This is a genomic window from Fretibacterium sp. (assembly GCF_057312375.1).
The window spans coordinates 20,175-41,445 of sequence record NZ_DBHLDX010000008.1; the positions used below are offsets into that span (position 1 = coordinate 20,175).

Annotated in this window: 12 protein-coding genes; 7 read left to right on the plus strand and 5 right to left on the minus strand. The window is 65.5% G+C overall.

The window, feature by feature from the left end:
* Nucleotides 1–24: 24 nt before the first annotated feature.
* From folP to ACO41U_RS02535, 4 genes are all read left to right on the plus strand, one after another.
* Nucleotides 25–1,269, plus strand: a complete 1,245-nt coding sequence (gene folP / locus ACO41U_RS02520; RefSeq protein ID WP_485941351.1) for a dihydropteroate synthase — start codon at nucleotides 25–27, stop codon at nucleotides 1,267–1,269.
* A complete protein-coding gene (gene folK / locus ACO41U_RS02525) occupies nucleotides 1,257–1,742 on the plus strand; it encodes a 2-amino-4-hydroxy-6-hydroxymethyldihydropteridine diphosphokinase (RefSeq protein WP_485941352.1) in 486 nt (161 codons plus the stop codon). The genes folP and folK overlap by 13 nt, the downstream gene beginning before the upstream one ends.
* Before the next feature lie 346 nt (nucleotides 1,743–2,088).
* Nucleotides 2,089–2,250 (plus strand): hypothetical protein, encoded by a 162-nt coding sequence (locus ACO41U_RS02530; protein ID WP_015557162.1) that lies wholly within the window; start codon nucleotides 2,089–2,091, stop codon nucleotides 2,248–2,250.
* 14 nt (nucleotides 2,251–2,264) lie between these two features.
* Entirely contained in the window at nucleotides 2,265–3,344 is a 1,080-nt protein-coding gene (locus ACO41U_RS02535) for a hypothetical protein (RefSeq protein WP_485941353.1), read from the plus strand.
* A 126-nt stretch (nucleotides 3,345–3,470) separates the two neighbouring features.
* Here ACO41U_RS02535 and ACO41U_RS02540 read toward each other — a convergent pair whose 3' ends face one another.
* The 3 genes from ACO41U_RS02540 to ACO41U_RS02550 all read right to left on the minus strand — a co-directional run bounded on the left by ACO41U_RS02540 (nucleotide 3,471) and on the right by ACO41U_RS02550 (nucleotide 7,055).
* Entirely contained in the window at nucleotides 3,471–4,367 is an 897-nt protein-coding gene (locus ACO41U_RS02540; protein WP_485941354.1) for a hypothetical protein, read from the minus strand.
* A gap of 74 nt (nucleotides 4,368–4,441) precedes the next feature.
* Nucleotides 4,442–5,728 (minus strand): diaminopimelate decarboxylase, encoded by a 1,287-nt coding sequence (gene lysA, locus ACO41U_RS02545; protein ID WP_485941355.1) that lies wholly within the window; start codon nucleotides 5,726–5,728, stop codon nucleotides 4,442–4,444.
* Between the two features lie 64 nt (nucleotides 5,729–5,792).
* Nucleotides 5,793–7,055, minus strand: coding sequence for a hypothetical protein (locus ACO41U_RS02550; RefSeq protein WP_485941356.1), 1,263 nt, complete (start codon nucleotides 7,053–7,055; stop codon nucleotides 5,793–5,795).
* Nucleotides 7,056–7,356: 301 nt separating this feature from the next.
* On the opposite strand from ACO41U_RS02550, the gene ACO41U_RS02555 reads away from it, so the two are divergent.
* The 3 genes from ACO41U_RS02555 (at nucleotide 7,357) to ACO41U_RS02565 (ending at nucleotide 12,258) form a co-directional block, all read left to right on the plus strand.
* Entirely contained in the window at nucleotides 7,357–10,794 is a 3,438-nt protein-coding gene (locus ACO41U_RS02555; RefSeq protein ID WP_485941357.1) for a dynamin family protein, read from the plus strand.
* A gap of 36 nt (nucleotides 10,795–10,830) precedes the next feature.
* Nucleotides 10,831–11,886, plus strand: coding sequence for a hypothetical protein (locus ACO41U_RS02560; RefSeq protein WP_485941358.1), 1,056 nt, complete (start codon nucleotides 10,831–10,833; stop codon nucleotides 11,884–11,886).
* 171 nt (nucleotides 11,887–12,057) lie between these two features.
* On the plus strand, nucleotides 12,058–12,258 hold the full coding sequence (locus ACO41U_RS02565) for a cold-shock protein (protein ID WP_015557159.1): 201 nt from the start codon (nucleotides 12,058–12,060) through the stop codon (nucleotides 12,256–12,258).
* 150 nt (nucleotides 12,259–12,408) lie between these two features.
* Here the strand turns inward: ACO41U_RS02565 and rpoC are convergent, their stop codons facing one another.
* Both rpoC and rpoB read right to left on the minus strand, forming a co-directional pair.
* Nucleotides 12,409–17,535, minus strand: coding sequence for a DNA-directed RNA polymerase subunit beta' (gene rpoC / locus ACO41U_RS02570; RefSeq protein ID WP_485941359.1), 5,127 nt, complete (start codon nucleotides 17,533–17,535; stop codon nucleotides 12,409–12,411).
* A 4-nt stretch (nucleotides 17,536–17,539) separates the two neighbouring features.
* Nucleotides 17,540–21,205: a DNA-directed RNA polymerase subunit beta gene (gene rpoB, locus ACO41U_RS02575; protein WP_485941360.1), complete on the minus strand. Its 3,666-nt coding sequence runs from the start codon at nucleotides 21,203–21,205 to the stop codon at nucleotides 17,540–17,542.
* Between the last annotated feature and the right edge of the window lie 66 nt (nucleotides 21,206–21,271).

Genomic DNA, 21,271 nt, shown 5'->3' on the forward strand with positions numbered 1-21,271 from the left:
CACGAAACTTCAGGAGGCAGACCAATGCAGGAAAAGGACTTCAACCCAACGGGAGCGGCCGTCTTTCCGCTGACTGCGGCGGAGGCGGGCGACCTCGCCGCGATCGTCGAGCGCATCGGAGCCGATCCCCGGTCGCTGCGCTACCTTGGCCCCAAGCGTAGGGTGCTGCACTTCTTCGTGCCCAAGGTGGACTACCGCGCCGCGGCATTCGTCAAGCAGGAGCTTCTGGCCCGCGGGGGCGACGCCCTCGTCGCGCGAGGCGTCATCGACGGGACGTGCAAGACCAGCGGGCTCCTCATGATGGGAACGGACTCTCAGATCAACCGGCTGCTGCAGAAGCTCGAATCTCTGGACTGTTGGGGGCTCCCGGAGCTTCGAGCGGCGCTGTCCTCCGCCGTCCGAGGACTTGAGGTCAACCGGTGGCGCCTCGCCCTGCCCGGCGGGCGCAGCCTCGAACTGAACCGCGAGACGAAGGTCATGGGCATCCTGAACCTCACGCCGGACTCCTTCCACCCGGGAAGCCGCGTCAACGACACGGACGACCTGCTGCGCCGGGCGCAGGAGATGCTCGCGGACGGCGCAGACGTCCTGGACCTGGGGGCGGAGTCCACCCGCCCCGGGTCCCTTCCCGTCTCCGAGGAGGAGGAGCTTGAGCGCCTCCTGCCCGCGCTTCGGGCGCTGCGGCGCGCCTGCCCGGATGCCGTGATCTCCGTCGACACCTACAAGGGGGCCGTAGCCCGCGCGGCGGCGGAGGAGGGAGCGGACGTCATCAACGACGTGGGCGGCTTCCTCCTGGACGGGGCCATGCTGCCCTGCGCGGCCGCTACGGGCCTGCCCTACATCCTCTCCCATATCAAGGGACACCCCTCCACCATGCAGGACGTCCCGCCCAGCGAGGACCTGATGACGGAGCTCCACCTCTACTTCGAGGAGCGGCTTCGCGCCGCGGAGTCGGCGGGCTTGAGCCGGGATCGCATCATCCTGGACCCCGGCATCGGGTTCGGCAAGGGCGGCCAGGAGAACCTGACCATCCTCAAGGAGATCGAGGCCCTGAGGGTCCACGGCCTCCCCCTCCTGATCGGGCACTCCAGAAAGCGCTTTACGTCCTCCGGAGAGGACCGGCCGGGGGACCGCCTGCAGAGGACGGCCGCTGTTTCCGCGCTGCTGGAGGGGAGGGTCGAGATGATCCGGGTGCACGACGTGAGGGAGAACCACCAGGCGCTTTTGATGGCGCGGGCCGTGCGAAGGGCGGCGCCATGGAGCCGCTAGCCCTCGCCCTGGGGGCAAACCTGGGGAACCGGCTGGCCAATCTGCGCCAGGCCCTTCACCGCCTCGAGGTGCTGGGCACCGTCCTCAAGCGGAGCGACGTCTTTGAAACGGAACCCTGGGGCGTCGCGGAGCAGCCCCGCTTCCTCAACGCCTGCCTCCTGATGAAGACCGACCTCGAACCCGAAGCCCTGCTGGCCGCCGTAAAGGGGATCGAGCGCGACATGGGGCGCCGTGAGACCGTGCGGTGGGGGGCGCGGAACATCGACGTCGACATCCTCCTCTGCGGTACGCTTCTCTACGAGTCCCCGCACCTTCAGATCCCCCACGCTCACCTGGCGGACCGGGAGTTCGTCCTGGTCCCCCTGGCGCAGATCCTGCCCGACTGGCGCCACCCGGCGCTGGGACGGACGGTTATGGACATGGCCAGGGCTCAGGCCTCGAACTGCCCGCCGCTCCGGATCGCGGCCCTGTGAACTGCCGGAGGTTCCCCTAAGGAAACACTGGTTAAGTCGTTGAGAACTGTCAACCGTATAGGCTCCCTTCAGTGTCTGAAACTTCATCAGGCCGCGCGAAGCGCGTGGGGATTGGGGCATAGTCCCATTTTAAAATTTTAGGGAAGCGCTGGAGATTTTTGTCCATAGATGTTTTGCATATTTCCCCTTGGCAAAGTATGTGTTTTTGTTTTAATCAGCGCTTCCCTAAAAACGCCATTGACCAAAGACGGCCTTTTGCCTATGATTATAGGCGGCAATTCACAACAGAGGGCCACCGCCCAGGCGCGGCGCCCCCAATGTTAACCGAGGTCAGGAGGGATTCTCGATGGCAAAGTTCAGGTGTCTTGAATGCAAAAAGGAGTTTGAGGCGGAGGCCAACGACTCGTCGAAGCGCTGCCCCGAATGTCTGGGCCGCTACCTTGAGCTGATATCGGGTGAGATGAAGCGCGGGAAGTCCTGGAGCGCCAAGAGCTACTCCGTCCGTTAAAGGAGCTGATCCGATTGTCGGCGGATATGCTGTCAAACGACCCTGCGGCCCATCCACAGTCCGCGGCGGCGGAAACGCCGGAGGCGTCGCCGTTGCACACGCCGCCGGCCGCAGAGGCCGCGCCCGGTCCGGAGGAGGACGCGCTCCCTCAGGCTGCGGGGGGCGAACCGTCTGCCGCCGAGGCACAAGAGGACAACGCCCCCCACTACCTGGCGTTGAAGTACACCTTCTTCACCCCCAAGCGCGGGGACCTTTGCGGCGCCTTCTGTCTGATCTACGACGGGCACAGCACGAAAACCGTCAACCAGACCCTGTGGCTGACGCGCGCGGACACCCAGATCACCTTCAAGCCCAGCGAGCCCTGGAGGTCCTTCATGAGGCTCCTCTCGCAGCTGGGGCCCTACGACGCGATATGGGGTGAAAAGCTCAACGCCATCCTGCCGGACCTCTTTCCGGAAGCCGACCGCGCGGCGCTCTTTGAGGAGAGGCGCCTCGACGTCAAGCGGGCGCTGCTCCGCGTCGAGAACGAGATCCGCCACGGCTTCGAGCGCGCCACGCACAACTTCTTCAACGTGGCCAGCGACGTGGAGCTCCTGACGCGGAAGGACCTGGAGGAAGCGGGCCTGCTGGACCCCACGGGGAGCCCGTCCGCCGAGTCCGATGAGGCCAGGGACGATGGAGAGAGGGCTGAGAACCCCTTCGAGGAGATGATCGTTCAGTGCCTGCCCGTCATCGACCCCGTCTGGGGCAAGGTGGCCTCGGAGCTCGCCCCCAACGACGTGGTGGAGGTCACCCTCAAGAACAACGCGGGGACGGCCGGCCTGGTGCAGAAGTTTCTGGAGAGCACGAACCAGTCCCCCACCTTTCCCGTGGAGGAGATCGACCGGCGGGAGGACAAGACCTACATCTACCTGCGCATCAGCCCGGATATCCTGGGGCTGCTGACGCTGACGAAGGACCTGCGGCTGAAGACGAAGCGGGCCGTCGTCGAAAAGGAGCGAAGGATGGTGGCCCTAGACGACCTCTTTTTCTTCGCCATGCTGGGGGTTTCCGTGGTGGGACTCCTGCTGGCCGTTCGCTACCTCTTCATGTGACCTGCCCGCAGAGGCCTGACTCCCCCAAACAGAGAAAGAGCGAAAGGCCCCCGACCATCGCCGGGGGCCTTCCTCATATTCATCTTAATGTGCTTCCGTTCGGTTCGCTCCGCAGGGAGGCCGCCGCTATCCGCGCTTTCTGCGGATCACCAAGCCAAGGGCCGGGAGCGCCAGCAGCGCCGTGCCAAGCCCCAAGGCATCGCAGCTTCCGCCACCGTTGTCGCCGCCCGCACCGCCCTGGTCGCGAGGGCGCACCGTAACGTTCAACTGCGGGGTTTCAGGCTCGATCCCTGTTACGACGATATCGTCCGAGATGCCCCCCGATCCGATGCGGCGATGGGTCAGTTTGTAACTCAGCGTAGCGTATTGCTCCGGGAACTTGGAATTGTCATCCCCCCCCTGCTGCGTGGCCGTGATGGTGAGGGGCGTCAGGCGGCGGGGGTAGGCGGACAGGTCTATGCCGACGTCAGGCTGGGTGACTTTGATGGCATCCGTGTTGGCTCCGCCGATCGTGGAAGTCCACGTGTACGCCCCCTGGCGATAATCCCTCGCAAGTTCTTCCGCCTTCGTGCGCCAGAGGTCCCTAACCCTATTCGCGAGGTCAGGAAGATAGGTTTCCAGTTCAGCGAAGCTGTCCAAGCTGCTCTCGGTCAGGCCAGGAAAATCCGCAGAAACGGCCCCCAAGTCCGCGGGAGAGATGTCGATGGACACAACGACGTGGACCCTGGCCCTGTAGCTTACCTCTTTGTAATCGCCCACGTCAATCCTGCCGTCCCTATCGGTGTCCGCCACGTCGACGAAGAGATTCGCTCTCGTATCAAGGATGAGGCCATCGCTCGTAAGGTCCCGTCCCGACTCCGTCGCGAAGTAAATAGCCCTCGGCATCTTGGCGCTATAAGAGAGGATCGTGGCCTCGGGGTTTGTGTAGCCTTTAAAGAAGGCCAACGCCTGGCCTGCCGGGGCGAGGACGCCTGCAACAAACGCAAAGAGAAACAGTACCGCACAGAACTTATTACGATGCAATTCAATACCCCTCCAACGGTAAAAGATAGACTGTGCTAATTGTACTACGAAAAAAGCAAAATCCCAACCTCTCCCTACGCAAGGCGGTCCGGAATCTCGTCCCCCTCCAGCAGGTCTTCCGGCGTCTGGCGCCGCACGATGAGGTCCGCCTGTCCGTCGCGGACGAGGACGACGGCGGGGCGGCAGAGCCGGTTGTAGTTGCTGGCCATGGAGAAGGTGTAGGCCCCCGTGTTGAAGACCGCCAGCACCTCCCCTCGCCTGAGGGGGGGCAGGTGTGCGTCGTCGATCAGCACGTCACCGGACTCGCAGCACCTGCCAACGACGGAGATACGGCTGCCGCCCCGTTCCGCCGCCGCGTCGGGCCGCTCCGCGGAAACCGCCTCGTACACCGCGCCATAGAGCGGACGGCGCGGGTTGTCCGCCATGCCGCCGTCCACCGCCACGTAGGTGAGGCCCGGCAGTTCCTTGACGACCTCCACGCGGTAGAGGGTGAGCCCGGCCTCTGAAACGATCCAGCGCCCCGCCTCGATGGACGCGGCAGGGCGTTCCAGCCCTCGGGCCGCGCACTCCCGCTCCACGGCCTCCATCATAGCATCGGTGAAGAGAGCGATGGGGACGTGGAGCTTCGAGGGGTTGCTCTGTGCCCCGTAGCCGCCCCCGAAGTTCAGCTCGCGCACCTCAAAGCCCAACCTGGCTTTCAACGCCTCCGCCGCCTCCAGGACGCGGACCACGGAGCGCAGGTGAGCGTCCGGGTCAAAGAGCTGCGAGCCCACGTGGAAGTGCAGGCCCAGGAGGTCCAGTCCCCTTCGCTCCATCCCCCGCCGAACGGCCTCGGAGAGGAGGTCCCCCTCCAGAGGCACACCGAACTTGCTCCCCGTCCGTCCCGTGTCGATGAAGGCGTGCGTGTTGGCGGAAACCCCTGGCGCAACGCGCAGCAGAATCCGTGCCCGCCGGCCCATCCCCTCCGCGAGGTCCGCCAGCACGTCGAGCTCCATCAGGCTGTCCACGACGATCCGTCCCACGCCGGCCTCAAGAGCCACTCGAAGCTCCTCCTCGCTTTTCGCGTTGCCGTGAAGCTCGATGCGCTCCGGCGGGAAGCCCGCGGAGAGGGCCGTGCGGAGCTCCCCCAGCGACACGACGTCAAGGCCCAGACCCTCCTGGTCGACGATGCGGGCCATGGCGCGAGTGATGAAGGCCTTGCTGGCATAGCAGGCACCGGTCCCCGGCCAACGCGACAAAAAATCCCGCCGGACCTCCGCGCACCGGGCGCGGATCACGGCCTCGTCCAGGACGTAGAGGGGCGTTCCGAAGTTCCGCGCAAGCTCCACGCAGTCCGCGCCGCCCCAAAGAAGATGAGCCATCCGATTTCCTCCTGCTACCGCTTTAAAGTAAGGCCACGCCACTTGAGGGCGGCCGACCCCGCATCTAGAGCCTGAAGTCCCGAACGAGCGGCTGCGCCCCGCCCGCCGTAGGGTCCGAGAGCCCCTCCGGGATGGGGAACTCGCCAAAGTTGTCCGACACCCCGACGCGCAGGGAGAGCAGCGACTGCATGGCGCTCAACTCGTGCAGGACGTGGGTGTCCCCCCTTCGGTTGTCCATGAGCCTCGATGAGTTCGTGACCCTGAAGGGTTCCTCGCCGAAGAAATCCATCCAGAAGGCGATCCGCCGGTTGACCTTGCCCAGGAGGAGGAGCCACCGCAGGAGCTCCATCTGGGATAGCCCCCCCAGGGAAAAGAGCATGTGGACGAACAGGGACTTTGAGATCACTCCCTGAGCGGAGAGGTCGCGGGGCAGGGGCTTTTCCAGGTAATCCTCGACGCAGGCGAAGTCCGACGGGGTCTGAAAGGCCGACTTCTTGCTCATGCAGGCCAGGTACGCCGTCAGGAGCGCGGGCGACGCCTCCCGCGCGTCCTTCATCTTCGTGCGAATGTAGTGCCAGACGGTGAGCCCCGAGTCGATTTCGCAGGCGAGCGCCTTGGAGGAGAACGGCAGGTACTGGTTCCGAAACATGGCGTCCACCAGCTTCTCGTCCACGATGTTCCTGTAGGGAACGCCCTCCGGGACCACGGGCACGAGGCACAGGGGGAACATGGGGTTGTAGGGCACGGTCCTGCGGCTCAGGATGCAGTCCCTGAAGTTGTCCAACAACGGCTGAAACGGGATCTTCCCCGTGTTGTAAAGGTAGAAGCGCGCCCCGGCGGTCAGGCCGGAGAGGAGCTTGTAGGTGAAGTCCGTTTCGTTGGAGGCGTTGACCTCCATCGGGTTCGCCCGGTAATTCAGGAGCTTCCTCATGATGTTCGGGTCGCAGGCGGCCATCAGCGCCGTGGAATCCCCATAACCCCGCGTATTGTAATCCGCGTCCGCTCCAATGGACAGGAGGCAGTCCACCGTCTGCGCAAAGCCGCGGCGGGCCATCTCCATCAAAAACGTGTCGCGGCGTCCCGTCCCGAAGGCGGCCGAGTCGCACTTCCAGCCGTTTCGGACCAACTCGCCCACGACGCCCGCAAAGATTCGATCCTTCAGGCCGTGGACCTCCCGCGGTTGCCAGCGGGAAACGCCAAAAATCTGAAGGAGCCGCGCGTCCGGCATGACGAGGAGGTCCACCAGGAGCTCCCGCGTTTCGGACAGCTCCCGCGCCCGAATAATACGGGGCTTGATGGTTTCAAAATGAAGTTTTACAGCCGGCAAGGCAAACTCCCCCTCACGATGAAACGTCCTCCAGCGCCCCGGCCACCCTCGAAGGTCCCGCTTCGGCGAAAAACGACCCGCGCCCCGCGCAAATTTGATCGTCAAGACGCCCGTCAGCACGGTCCTCAAATGCTATACTTAATGATAACACATTCCCTCCGCGCCGACAAAAAGGCGCGGAGGATTGGGGGAAAATTATCGTGTCTGCAGCGACGCCGCGCGGGACACGACGTGAAGAGGGACACTCCATGACGCTCACCTTGATCAACGGACCTTTTGCACCATCGACTGGAGCCCTGCGATGACGCCGCTCTGGGAGGACTTCATGCGCCTTGGGCCGCTCGCCGCCCTACTCGTCCACTTCCCCGCCGGGGACGTGGAGATGTCCCCGGCGCTCCTCGCCGCGTTGCGCTTCACCCCCGACTCGCGGCCCCGAAGCCTCGAACAGTGGTGCGAGCTCTGCCATCCAGAGGATCACGGGCGGGCGCGGGAGCTGAACGCGGCCCTCAGGCGTGGAGCAGAGTCGGCCCTGTCCCTCGCCCGGCGCCTATACTGCGGGGACGGGGTCTACCGTGCCTTCCGCCTGGACGCCTGCATCCGGCGCGGGGAGGACGGCAGCCCGCTCCTACTCATGGGCGTTGAAACGGCGCTCGGCGGAGGATCGCCCCAGGAGCCCTCCGAAGGCAGCTGGGAGCGCAGGATGCAGGAGGCCGCGCGCTGCATCGCCGTGGGGCAGAGGCGCTTTGAGGAGCTCCTGGACGAGGCGAGGGTGGAGGAGGCCTCCCGCCAGGACCTCACGCTGTCCACCCTGGTCGAGGCGATGCCGTTCCCCGTCAGCGTCCGCTCGACGCGGGACGGGCGCGTCCTGAACAGCCCCTCCTTCGTCCACCTCGCCAAAGCCTCTCCGCACCTCCGCGCCGCAATCGCCGGCCTGGGCGACGGGGAACGCCTGGAGGTCCAGGACCGCTACGGGCGCACCCGGATGCTTGAGGTGCGGACCCCGCCGCGGGAGGCAAGTTCCCACTGGAGCGCCGTCGCCCTCTCCGACGTCACGGAGGTCAGGGCCCTGGAGGAGGAGAACCTTCGCCTGCGGGGCCGCCTGCAGCGCATCGGCCTCCGCGGCACGGCCGGCGCCCCGAAACGACCGGCGCCTGAACCCATCCGGCTGAGGGGCATGGACGCCACCCCAGAAGCGGAGGGACTTCGCACCGCCCTGTTCGACCGGGTGTCCTCCGCCCTGCGCGCCATCTCCGAAAGCAGCCTCAGGCCCACCTTCCTGGCGACAACGAACCACCTTCAGGGCCTGCTTCAGTCCCTGCGGGAGACGGAGCTCACCGTCGGAGCGGTGGGCCTCACGGGAAGCGGCAAATCGACGTTTATCAACGCCATGATGGGCGAGCGGCTGCTGCCTGAGGAAACCCGCGCCACGACGAACGCGGTTGTGCTCTGCCGCCGGGGCGGGGTCCGGGCGGCGGACGTGTTCTACCTCGACGGGAGAGTTGAGCGCACGGCAGGGTCCGATCTGACCCCGGACTGGATGGAGGAACACACCTCCGAACGCTGGAACCCTGGGAACGAACGGGGCATCGACCATATCGAGTGGAACAGCCCGGACGCGGCGATCCCCTCCGGGCTCGTGCTGGCGGACACCCCGGGGCTCGACGCCTGCGACCTGCCTCGGTACGGCGAGCTGATGCTGCGGCGCCTCCTGCCAAGCCTGGACATCGCCCTCTACCTCACGCCGCTGCGCGCCCGCTTCAAGTCCGCGGACGTAGAGCTGATGCACTCGCTCCTGACGGGCGGCCGACAAGTCATCCTGCTGCTGTCGCAAATCGACATCGAGCGGGATGAGGTGGAGGCCGGCAGCGTCCTCCTGCCCCGCCGCCAGAGGCTGGAGCAGGCCGTGGAGGAGCTGCGGGGGGACCTGCGGGAAGCCGGCGCCGCCTCCTGCCCCATCATCCCCATCTCCTCAAGGCTTGCGCTCGACGGCTTTTTCCGCCGCACGTCCCCGGAATGGGAGGGCTCGAACTTCGACCCGCTCCTTCGGCAGCTCACCCAGCTCCGCCGCCACCTCATCCGGTGCGGAACGGCCCTGCGCGGCCAGCGCGCCCTCGCCCTGCTGGAGCGGACCGCGGACCGCCTCGCTCAAGGGATGGCGGGGAGGTTAGAGAGAGCGCGGCAGGACGCGCGCGGCCGGGAGCTCCGGGACGCTCAGCGCTGGCTCAACGCGGAGCTGTCCACGGTCCGCAACGAATGGAGCCGGTCGATATCCCATGAGCTGGACGTCGCCCGTTTTGCGTCCGACGTCCGAAACGCCGCCTCCATCGGGGCGCTGCGCGACGCCTGTCTGCGCTGGGAATCGAGGTGGAGCGACGTCGTCCGTCGAATGACGGAGCGCATGGATCGGGCCAGGGAGGCGTGCCGCAAGACTCTCCTGCAGCACAGTGTGTTCTCCGAGGCCCTTTCCGGAAGCCCCTCCCCCACCGCGCTCCCCGGCATGGACCGGCACCTGCGCCGCCAGGAGGCGGAGCTTCGCTCTCAAGTCCCCGTGGAGCGCCTCATCGCCACCACTCCGGGGGAGGACAGGCCCCTGGAGGAGGCCAGGGCTGCCCTGATCCAGGACGGGCTCCCCACCCTCGTCAAGCGGCTGGACCTGTTGCGAGACCACCTGAACTGGTGGGAGAACCACATGCGGGAGGTCTGCTGCGACCCCGTCTACCTGGAACTGGCGCAGGAGGAGAGGGCCGAGGCCGAGGCGGGTGCCCTCTCAGGGGAAACTACCGCCTCAAGGGCTGAGATGGCCGCCCTCCGCCTGCGACTGACGGAGGCGTGCTCCGGAATCCGCGAGCTCCTGGAGGTGGTCCCTTCCGTCCCCAATCTATCCGACCTGCCCCTGCCGGGGAGGGAGGAGCCCACCCAGGACGCGCGGAGGTCGGGACTCTTCGCGTCCCTGCTGCAGGCCATGGGGGAACGGAGGCTTCAGACGAAGTTCTTCGCGCTTCCCGCCCTGGCTGGCGGGCGGCAGCTCGCCCTGCTGGGGCTTCGGCGGCAGGACGGACTCCGTCTGGCGTCCCGCTTGATGCACGACGCCCGCTTCATGGAGGCGCGCGCGCAGGAACTGGACCTGGAGGGACGAAGCTGGCTCCTTCTCGGCGAGGGCGCCCCGCCCTTCCCCTGCCAGTGCGTGCCGGACGCCCCCCTGCCCGGCGGCCTACGGCTCCTGTCCGCGCCCGCCGACGCACTGGCCGCCCTGCCCGACGGCCTCCAATGGGAGGGGCTCCTGGCGGACTGGACGCCCATCGTCCACCTGGACCTGGCGCGCGTGGACTCAGGGCTCTCCGACCTGGCCAGGGCCCCCTATGCGGCGGCCCTGGCATCCGCGCCACGCTGGGTTCTCGCCTTCGCCCACGGCGGGCTCTTCGACCGAAAGCTCGCGGACCTCGTCGCCGACGTGCCGGAGCGCGTGGCGGCCTTCGGGGAGCGCAGGGGCTTTCGGGGGCGGATGGACTGGTTCGTCTACGAGAACTACGACGCCCGGTACACGGACTTCATCGAGTTTGGCGAGCAGCTCTCCACGGCCTCCGACGCGGCGGACTTCGACGCCCTGACCGCGCTGTGGCGCGAGAGCGGACTTGACCTTACCCCACCGTTCGACGAGCCGGGGCTGCGGGCCGCGCTGGCTGCGGGCAGGGACAAGCTGAGGCACGACATCGATCACCCCTCCCCCGCGGGGGCCTGAGGACGACGGCAAGAACAGGATTGGAGGGACTCTTTAATGCAGGTAGTACAGGATCATGACCGGACGACCGGGTTCCCGCAGGCGGACCTTCCGCCGCTGGACCCGACGACCGAGCGGCTCGTTTCCGAGCTTGCGGCCCGGCTCCTTCCCCCGCTGACCCAGGGGCTGGACCGGGAGGACGCGGCGCAGGAGGTCAAGGCGGCGCTGAAGGACGGCCTCGATGGGCTGTCCCGCGCCCTGCAGGAGGGCTTGAGAGGGGAAGCTGAGCGCCGTCAAGCCTTGCTTCAGTCCCTGGCCGCCGCCGTGGACGAGATCGCCTCCCTCAGGGTGTTCTTCGGCGATGCCGCAAGTTCCATCCGCTCCGCCCAGGAGGACGCCCAGACCATCGCCCGGATGCGCGAGGCGCTGACCCGGCTGGAGGGCGCCGTCAAGGACGGGCTGGAAGAGGGACGGTCGTGCCGGCAGGCCCTGATCGCCCCCCTCGGCACGGTCCTCGAAGAGCTGTCCGCGCTCCGCGGGGAGGTCCGTAACGTAGGGGACGCCCTGAGGGGCGTGAGCGCGCAGGGGAAGGGCGTGGAGGAGCTCCATGAAGAGGCCGCCAGGCTCCGGGGCCTTTTGGAACGGAGCGAGGAACGGGACCTTGAGCGACGGGAAGAGCTGAAGGCCGCAGCAGCAGCGGTGGCCCGCGCCGCGGAAGACCTGCGAGGAGGACTTGAGGCTGGGCGAGAGGCCGCACGGGAGTCTACAAGCGAGGTCCCCGGCACAGAGGCCCTGAAACGGCTCATGGACGTCGCCATCCCCAGCTGGGAGGGGATGCTGCGGGCCCACAGGCAGGCTCAGACGCAGGAGCTCGATGCCTTATCGAAAGAGCTCTCCAACCTGGAGAGCCAGACGAGCGCGGCCCTGGGAGAGACGATCCAGGAGGCCCTCCGCCGGGAGCTCGCTGCCCGCGAGGAGGAATGGTCCCGGCGGCTCTCGGCGGAACGCGCCGAAACGGCGGAGAGGACGCGAAGGCTCACCTGGATACTGCTGAGCCTGGCGGGCCTCAGCGGGCTTTCGGTCTTGTGCGCCATCGCGGCGCTGCTCCGCTGAGGCGGGGACGAAGGCGTCCCAGGAGATGCACCCGGCAAACCGTGCCCCAATTCATAAAACAGGCCCGTTTTTCTGCCTCCGCCCCTTGACAGAAGCTGACAAAGACGGTAATCTTAGTACACACCGCCTTTGAGGGTTGGTAATTCTCTTTGTTTTAGGAGGCTCTTTTTAATGGCTCAGGGTACCGTCAAATGGTTTAACGAGAGCAAGGGGTATGGGTTCATCACCGCGGATGAGGGGAAGGATGTGTTCGTCCACTACAGCGCAATTCAGGGCGATGGCTTCAAGACTCTTGCCGAAGGCCAGAAGGTCTCGTTCGAGATCGTGAATGGCGAGAAAGGCCCTCAGGCTGCTAACGTCGAGAAACTGTAGTAAGCCTCCTATATCCTTTCACAAACCGTAAGACCAGAAATGAGGCCCCTTGGAGGCCTCGTTTTTTTGCCTTCTTTATTAAAGGGAGCGCCCCTGCCGGGGCGCTCCCTTGCTTTACAACTCCCTACAGCGTCGCCGATCGCGTTCGGCTCACTCGTCGAACAGGGCGGTGGACACGCCCTCCTCCTGGGGGATCGCCTCCCGAGCCTCCTCCTCCGTCACGGCCTCGATGGGAGCAGGGGTCGATTCCTCCTCCACATCGGCGGCAGAGGCAATGCCGCGGAAGGGCTCCGCCCCTGTCCCTGCGGGGATCAGGTGCCCGATAATGACGTTTTCCTTCAGGCCGTGCAGCGGATCGATCTGACCGCGCACTGCCGCCCCCGCCAGGATCTGGGCCGTCTGCTGGAAGGAGGCGGCGCTCAGGAAGCTGTCCGTGGCCAGCGCAGCCTTCGTGATGCCATGGATAAAGGGCTTGCACTCCGGGCTCTCCCTCAGCTTCCTCACGAAGGTGACCTCGCGGATCAGCGGGTACTCGTCCGCCTTGCCCGCCGCCGAACGCACGTAGATATCCGTCGGGCTCGCCGCAGCGAACTCCTTCAATTGGGCCGCGGAAAGCTCCTTTCCAAACTCCGGCGCCTTCGCCCCCTCCTTCGCAAAGGAGGCGTCCAGCAGGACCTTGCCCCTGAGCTTTTCCGCGAGGAACCTCTCGAACAGGGCCTCCCTGGTCTGAACCTCCGAATCGGTCTCAAGTGTCGATATCTCCCCCTGTGCGAGGCCCTGGATCACGCTGGCATCGACGAACTGCGGCACCTTCTCGATCAGCTTGCCGTCAGCATCCGAAGCGCTCAGGAGGTTGCAGCCCCACACCCTGTCGTCCTCCATCAACGAGGTGCGGAACGTATCCGTCACGTTGATGTGGTCCACGTTGTGCCACACCTTGAGTCGATCCACGTTTTTCTCAGCCGCCAGCGCCGCGGCCTCCGGGGTGAGCTGGGTGTCCATCGGAGCCAGGACCTGGCCGTCGCACACCACGTCCTCCGCGAGCCACGCGGAGCCGGCCTTCTGCTCCAGGAGGTCCCTGTTCCGCACCAGGATGACGTGGGGGTCCCGCGCGGTAATCGTGCGGAGCTCAGCCTTGCCGAGCCGGGTTCCCCCCTCCAGCCTCTCCTCGCCGTCCTGAAAGTCCGAGACGAGCTCCAGGCCCTCCATCTGCTTTCGGAAGGCGGCCTCGCCGATGATGACCTCGATGCTGCGCCCCTCGTGGGACAGCGTCAGGGAGGTGAGCATCATGCCCGGCGTCAGGAGCGTGCGGAGCGCGTCCTCGTCCAGGGGCTTGTCCAGGAGCGGCTGCACCTCCTCGCACATCTTCTCGGCGCCGGTCAGCACGTCGCCGGAGAAGATTCGCACGGCCTCCGCGACGTAGCGCTCGTTGTCCTCACGAATCTCCCTCTCCGCCGCCTCGACCTCGTCAAGCCACACCATATCCCCCGCCACGAAGGAGGTGTCCCCCTCCTCGATGACCCGCACCCGGTTGAGGGGCGCCACCTTGCGAAGGATCACCTCGATGTGCTTGTTGTTAATAGAAACGCCCTGAGAGTGGTAGACGTACTGAATCTCATCCACCAGCATACGCTGCACCGCAGAGATGCCGCTGACGTCCAGCAGCTGCTGCGGGTCGATGCTCCCCTCCGTCAGGGGGGTCGTTCGGGTCACCGTCTTTCCCTCCGCGATGTCGTCGCGCAGGTCCTGGGAGGACGGGATCGCGTGCGTGATCTTCTCCGAACCGTCGAGCGTCGAGACGATCACCCGACGCTTGCCGTCGGCGTTTCGTATCTCCTCGACAAAACCATCCAGGCCCGCAAGCAGGGAAACCTTGCGCGGACGGCGCACCTCAAAGAGCTGCTCGATGCGCGGCAGACCCTGGGTGATGTCCTCAGCCTGGCGAACGCCGCCCGTGTGGAACGTGCGCATCGTGAGCTGCGTCCCCGGCTCGCCGATGGACTGGGCCGCCACGACGCCCACCGCCTCCCCGATCGGGATGAGGTAGCGCGAGGAGAGGTCCAGCCCGTAGCACTTCTGGCAGATTCCGCGCTTCAGCCCGCAGGCCAGCGGGCTGCGGACCCAGACCTCCTCAAGGCCCGCGGCGTCGATCGCGCTGGCCTTCTCGTAAGAGATGATCTCCCCCTTGTGGACTAGGACCTCCTGGGTTTCCGGCGCGAGGATGTCGTTCAGCGCGGTCCGCCCGGCGATGCGCTCGCTGATGGGGATCATCACCTTCCCCTCGCTCATCAGGGGCCGGATGCAGATCCCCTTGTCCGTGCCGCAGTCGTGTTCCGTGATGATCAGGTCCTGGGCCACGTCCACAAGGCGCCGCGTGAGGTAGCCGGACTTCGCCGTCCTCAGGGCGGTGTCCGCCAGGCCCTTTCTCGCGCCATGGGTGGAGATGAAGTACTCCAGCATGTTCATCCCCTCGCGGAAGTTGGCCGTGATGGGGTAGTCGATCGTCTTGCCGGTCGGGTCCGACATCAGCCCGCGAATGCCGGCCATCTGCCCCATCTGCCCCAGGCTTCCGCGGGCGCCGCTCTCCACCATCATGAGGACGGAGTTCCCCGGAACCATGTGCTCGGTGATCTTATTGGCGATGTCCTTCGTGGCCCTGGCCCAAAGCTCGCCCTTCTGGTCCAGGTACTCGTCGTGGGTCAGAAGCCCCATCTCGTAATTGTCCTTGGCGGCATCGTCCTCGATCTGGGTCGCCCTCGTGATCTCGGCCTTCTCCGGAGGGATGATGATCGACTTGACGCCGAAGCTGATGCCGCTCTTCGCCGCCCAATGGTAGCCCAGCGACTTGATGGCGTCCAGCATCTCGACGACCCCCGCCCGGTCGATCTTGTCGTAGGCCTCGTCCAGCAGGCTGCCGATCTTCTTCTTGCCCAACTGGTAGTTCACGTAGCACAGGTCGTGGGCGATGATGCTGTTGAACAGCGCCCGCCCCGGCGACGTTTCGAAGAAGACGCTGGCCCCCTCCGGAGCCGCGACGTCCTCGGCCCGGTCCACGACGACCGCCTCCCCGTTCGGGTCGCCGTACTGGTGGCGCCCCATGGGCTGGCGTTTCCACGTCGGGTCCTTCCTCAGCCAGACGCGGGCGTTGATGTGAACCATGCCGTGATCGTGGGCGGACAGCACGTCCTCGATGCTGGCGAAGTGCATCCCCTCGCCCTTCAATCCGGGCTTCATGTCCGTCAGGTAGTAGACGCCGAGGACGATATCCTGCGTCGGCGTCACGACGGGCCGCCCGCTGGCCGGTGAAAGCAGGTTGTTGGCGGAGAGCATCAAAAGCCGTGCCTCCGCCTGAGCCTCCAGGGAGAGGGGGACGTGTACGGCCATCTGGTCGCCGTCGAAGTCCGCGTTGAACGCCGTGCAGACCATCGGGTGCAGCCGAATGGCCTTTCCCTCCATCAAAACGGGCTCAAAGGCCTGGATGCCCAGGCGGTGAAGGGTCGGCGCGCGGTTCAGCATCACGGGATGGTCCTTGATGATCTCCTCCAGGATGCCCCAGATCTCCTCGCGCCCGCGTTCGATGACGCGCTTTGCGCTTTTCACGTTCGGCGCGATGCCCCGATCCACCAGCTGACGCACGACGAAGGGCTTGAACAGCTCAAGCGCCATCTGCTTGGGCAGGCCGCACTGATATATCTTGAGCTGAGGGCCGATGACGATGACGGACCTTCCGGAGTAGTCCACGCGCTTGCCCAGGAGGTTCTGACGGAAGCGTCCCTTCTTGCCCCTCAGGAGGTCCGTCAGGCTCTTCAGGGGACGGTTGCTGGCCCCCGTCACCGCCTTGCCGATGCGGCCGTTGTCGATCAGGGCGTCCACGCACTCCTGGAGCATCCGCTTCTCGTTGCGGATGATGATCTCCGGCGCGTGGAGCTCCTGCAGCTTCCGAAGGCGGTTGTTGCGGTTGATGACGCGTCGGTAGAGGTCGTTCAGGTCCGACGTCGCGAAGCGTCCTCCGTCGAGCTGCACCAGCGGACGCAGGTCCGGCGGGATAACGGGCAGGACGTTCAGGATCATGGACTGTGGCTGCGAGGCGCTCTTGCGAAAGTCCTCCGCAACCTGAAGGCGCTTCACCAGCTTGCGCTTCTTCTGCCCGCTACTCTCGGCGATCTCCTCGCGAAGGGAGGCCGTGAGCAGGTCCAGGTCCAGCCGATTGACCAGCGTCTGCACGCCGTCCGCGCCGATCCCCGCCTCGAACTTCTTGTCGTATTCGGCGCAGAGCAGCTCCTGGCGCTCATAGATGACGTCCGCCTGAGTGAAGGGCGAGTTTCCCGCCTCGACGACCAGGTAGCAGGGGTCGTCAACCGTCACGCCAAGGCGCACGGCGTTGAAGCGCCTGGGATACCTCTGCTCGAACATGTCCTTCTCGGACTTCGAGAGGATGCTGCCCCTGGAGAAGGGCAGCTTCAAGGCCGCCGTGACGATGAAGGCGTCGCTCCCGCCGACCTTCGCCCTGACGAAGTGGGACTCGGTCCCCGCCTGCGCGGAGCACTCCTCCACTCTGGAGGCGGGGACGATCTCCCCCACGTTCAGGTCCAGCCCCTCGATCGCCTCGATGAGCTCGAAGGCGGGCTCCACCTTAAAGGTGTCGTCGCCGTAGTCCGCCTTGAATCGCCCCACCTGCTGCGCGGACAGGACGTCCCCCTCGTCGACGGGGACGTCGTCTACGCTCTCGAGGGAGAACGCCTCCTCGGCACGAAACTTGGGGTCGTAGTGCGCGTGGACCTTCAGCTCGCTCTCCGAGATGACGGAATCCTTGTGCACCAGGTCCGGACGGCTGCCGACGGCCGTGACCTTCCAGGCGTTCTCGGTCTTGCGCGTGGGGGCGAAGTAAACCACCTTCTCCAGGTCCTTTGCGCTGGTCCCCAAAAGCAGGCTGAGGCGGCTCGGAATCCCCCGGAGGTACCAGATGTGCACCACGGGAACGGCCAGCTCGATGTGCCCCATGCGCTCCCGGCGCACGCGGTTGTCGGTCACCTCGACGCCGCACCGGTCGCAAATCACGCCACGAAACTTCGGGCCGCTGCGCTTGTACTTCCCGCAGGTGCACTCGTAACTGCGCGTGGGGCCGAAGATCCGCTCGCAGAAGAGCCCGTCCTTTTCAGGACGCAGCGTGCGGTAGTTGATCGTTTCGGGCTTCTTCACCTCTCCGCTCGATATCTCGCGGATGCGCTCCGGCGTCGCCAGCTTGATCCTGACCCCGACAATTTCCTTTCTGGCCATCCCGTCAGTCCCCTTCTTCCTCATCCGAGATCAGAGATATATCCTTGGCGAGCGAATCGTCCGGATCGTCCTTTGCCATATCCGCGTCCTCCTCGAAGATGTCCGCCTTAAAGAGCTCCCCCTCATCCGGCTCCTCGTCCTCGAGGAAGCTGCCCTCCTGGTCCTGTGTCTCCTGTCCGTCGGCTCCCGCCGGGGACTCGTCCTCGAAGGCATCGGGCAGTATCTCCGGAAGGCCCGGCTCAGGCAGCTTCTCCTCGTCCTCGTCGAGGGGTATGCCGCCGATGGTGCCGTCGTCGTACTCCACCTCCACGTCCAGCCCAAGCCCCTGAAGCTCCTTGACCAGGACTCGGAAGCTCTCGGGCATCCCCGGCTTCACCAGGCTCTGCCCCTTGACGATGCGCTCGTAGGTCTTGTCGCGCCCGCGGATATCGTCGGACTTCACGGTCAGCATCTCCTGAAGGACGTTCGCGGCGCCGTACCCCTCAAGGGCCCAGACCTCCATCTCCCCGAAGCGCTGGCCTCCGAACTGCGCCTTGCCGCCCAGCGGTTGCTGCGTGATCAGGCTGTAGGGGCCGGTGGAACGCGCGTGGATCTTGTCGTCCACCAGGTGGTTGAGCTTCAGCATGTACATGCAGCCGATCGTGACCTTCTTCTCCATCGGTTCCCCCGTGCGCCCGTCGCGCAGGACGATCATGCCGTCCTCCGTGAGGTCCGGGTACTTTTCATCGGCCAGCGTCTTCATGCACTCGAAGATCTCGTTCTCCTGGGCCCCCTCGAAGACCGGCGTGGCGACGTGCCATCCGTTGTTCACCGCCACAAAGCCCATGATGGTCTCAAGCACCTGGCCAAGGTTCATGCGGCTCGGCACACCCAGGGGGTTCAGCACGACGTCCACCGGGGTTCCATCGGGAAGGTAGGGCATGTCCTCGACCGGCAGGATGCGGCTGACCACTCCCTTGTTGCCGTGCCGGCCGGCCATCTTGTCCCCCACGGTGATCTTTCGCCACTGCGCCACGTACACCTTTACGGTGCGTATGACCCCCGCGCCCATGCCTTCCGGGTTGTCCTTGCGCTCCATGTGCTTTATGGCGACCACCTTGCCGCGGGAGCCGTGGGGAAGCTTCAGGGAGTTGTCGCGCACCTCGCGGGCCTTTTCGCCGAAGATGGCCCGCAGGAGCTTCTCCTCCGGCGTCTGGTCGGACTCCCCCTTGGGCGTCACCTTCCCCACCAGGATGTCCCCCGCGTTGACCTCCGCGCCGATGCGGATGATCCCGGAGTCGTCCAGGTTGCGGAGCATGTCCTCGCCCACGTTGGGGATGTCCCGGGTGATCTCCTCCGGCCCCAGTTTTGTCTCGCGGGCATCGATCTCGTACTCCTCGATGTGAATGGAGGAGAACTTGTCCTCCTTCACCAGGTTCTCGCTCAACAGGATGGCGTCCTCGAAGTTGTAGCCCTCCCAGGGGACGAAGGCGACGAGGACGTTCTGCCCCAGAGCCAACTCCCCGTTCTCGATGGACTGCCCGTCGGCGATGATCTCCCCCTTGTTCACCCGGTCGCCCTTGGCGACGGTCGGGCGCTGGTGGATCACCGTGCCCTGGTTGGAGCGGCGAAACTTGATCAGGGGGTACTTTCTCTCGCCCCTCTTGGACCGGATGCGTATCTCGCGGGAATCGACGTACACCACCTCGCCCGAGTCGGCGGCGACTACGCAGGAGCCGGAGTCCCTGGCGACGCGATGCTCGATCCCCGTCCCCACCATGGGGGCCTCGGGCATGATCAGAGGCACGGCCTGCCGCTGCATGTTGGAGCCCATCAGCGCCCGGTTGGCGTCGTCGTGCTCCAGGAAGGGGATCAGGGCCGTCGAGGGGGAAACGATCTGCTTCGGGGAAACGTCCATGTAGTCCACCTTCTCCACCGGGATCGTGTCGATGTCGTCCTGGTGCCTCGTCGGGCAGGAGTCCCCCGCAATGGTCACCCCGTCCTCGTTCAGGGGGGTGTTCGCCATCGCCACATAGTACTGGTCTTCCTCGTCGGCGGAGAGGAATTCGATCTTGTCGGTCAGCTTGCCGTTCGTCACCTTGCGCCGCGGGGTGATGAGGAACCCGTGCTCGTTGAGCCGCGCATAGGTCGTCAGAGAGGAAACCAGGCCGATGTTGGGGCCCTCCGGCGTTTCGATGGGACACACGCGCCCGTAGTGCGTGTAGTGCACGTCGCGCGCCTCGAAGCCGGCCCGCTCGCGGCTCAGGCCGCCCGGTCCCAGCGCGGAGAGGCGGCGGCGGTGCGTCACCTCCGCCAGGGGGTTCGTCTGGTCCATGAACTGGGAGAGCTGACCCGATCCATAGAACTCGCGCAGGGCGGCCGCGATGGGACGGACGTTGATCAGGTCGGGCGGCGTCACCTTGTTGAGGTCGGCGGTCGTCGTCATTCGCTCGCGCACGATGCGCTCCATGCGGAGGAGCCCGATGCGGATCTGGTTCTGCAGCAGCTCCCCGATGGAGCGGATGCGCCGGTTGCCGAGGTGGTCGATATCGTCGCTCTTCTTTCCCTCGGCCCTCATGGCGAACATCTCACGGATGATCGCCACGATATCGTCCAGCGTGAGGAGCCGAACCTCCTCCGAGGTGTTCATTCCAAGGCGGCGGTTCAGTTTGTAGCGTCCGACCCGGCCCAGGGTGTAGCGCCTCGAGTCGAAGAAGAGGCTTCGGATGTAGTCGCGGGCGTTCTCAACGCGCGCCGGCTCGTTGGGACGCAGGCGGCGAAAGATCTCCTGCATCGCCTCGTCGGGGCTGCGCGTTCCGTCCCTCTCAAGCGTCAGGGCCAGGGACGAGTCCAGCCCGATGACCTCGATCCCGCCGCGTCCGCCCGGATTCTTGCGGTAGAGCTCGTCCAGAAGCTCGCGGGTGATGGGGCGGCCGCGGTGGACGATGACGGCGCCGTCCGGCCCCGTCACATCCTCCGCCGCCAGCTTACCGCGCATCTCATCGCTGTACTCCATGAAGTAGGGGTCGGCGGCAAACATCGAGAGTATCTCATCGTTGTTGGCGACGCCGAAGGCCTTCAGCAGGAGCGTCACGGGAAGCTTCCGGCGGTTGTCGATGTTGACGGAGACGATATCCCCCGAAGCCATGGCGAAGTCCAGCCACGCGCCGCGGTCCGGGATCAGCTTCGCGGAGCAGCTGTCACTGCCCGGGGCGCCGGTGTAGGTGAAGTAGACCCCGGCGGAGCGCGCCAGCTGATTGATGACGACGCGCTCCGTCCCGTTAACGATGAACGTGCCCCGATCCGTCATCACGGGGAACTCGCCAAGATAGATATCTCCCTGCTTGCTCTCCCGCGTCTTCGTGTTGGTCAGGCCGATCGTGGCTCGAATGGAACGCGACCAGGTCATGTCCTTCTGGCGGGCTTCCTCCTCGCTGAGGGTGGGGGGGTCGATATAATAGCACACGAACTCCAGCGAGAACTGCCCATCGTAGCTCTCAATGGGGAATATCTCCTGAAGAAGCTCCTGCAAGCCCTGCGCCCTGCGCGCATCCGGTTCCACATCGTCCTGATAGAACCATTGATAAGAATCCCTCTGCACCTCTATCATGTCGGGCATATCGATCAGGTCGTGCGCCCGGCCAAAAGTGTAGCGCTGCCGCGTCCTGCTTACCGGAACAAATTCAGGCATCTATTGAAAGACCTCCCTTGACAGGCTGAAAAACACGCCGAATCTTAATGATAACAAAAGGATATA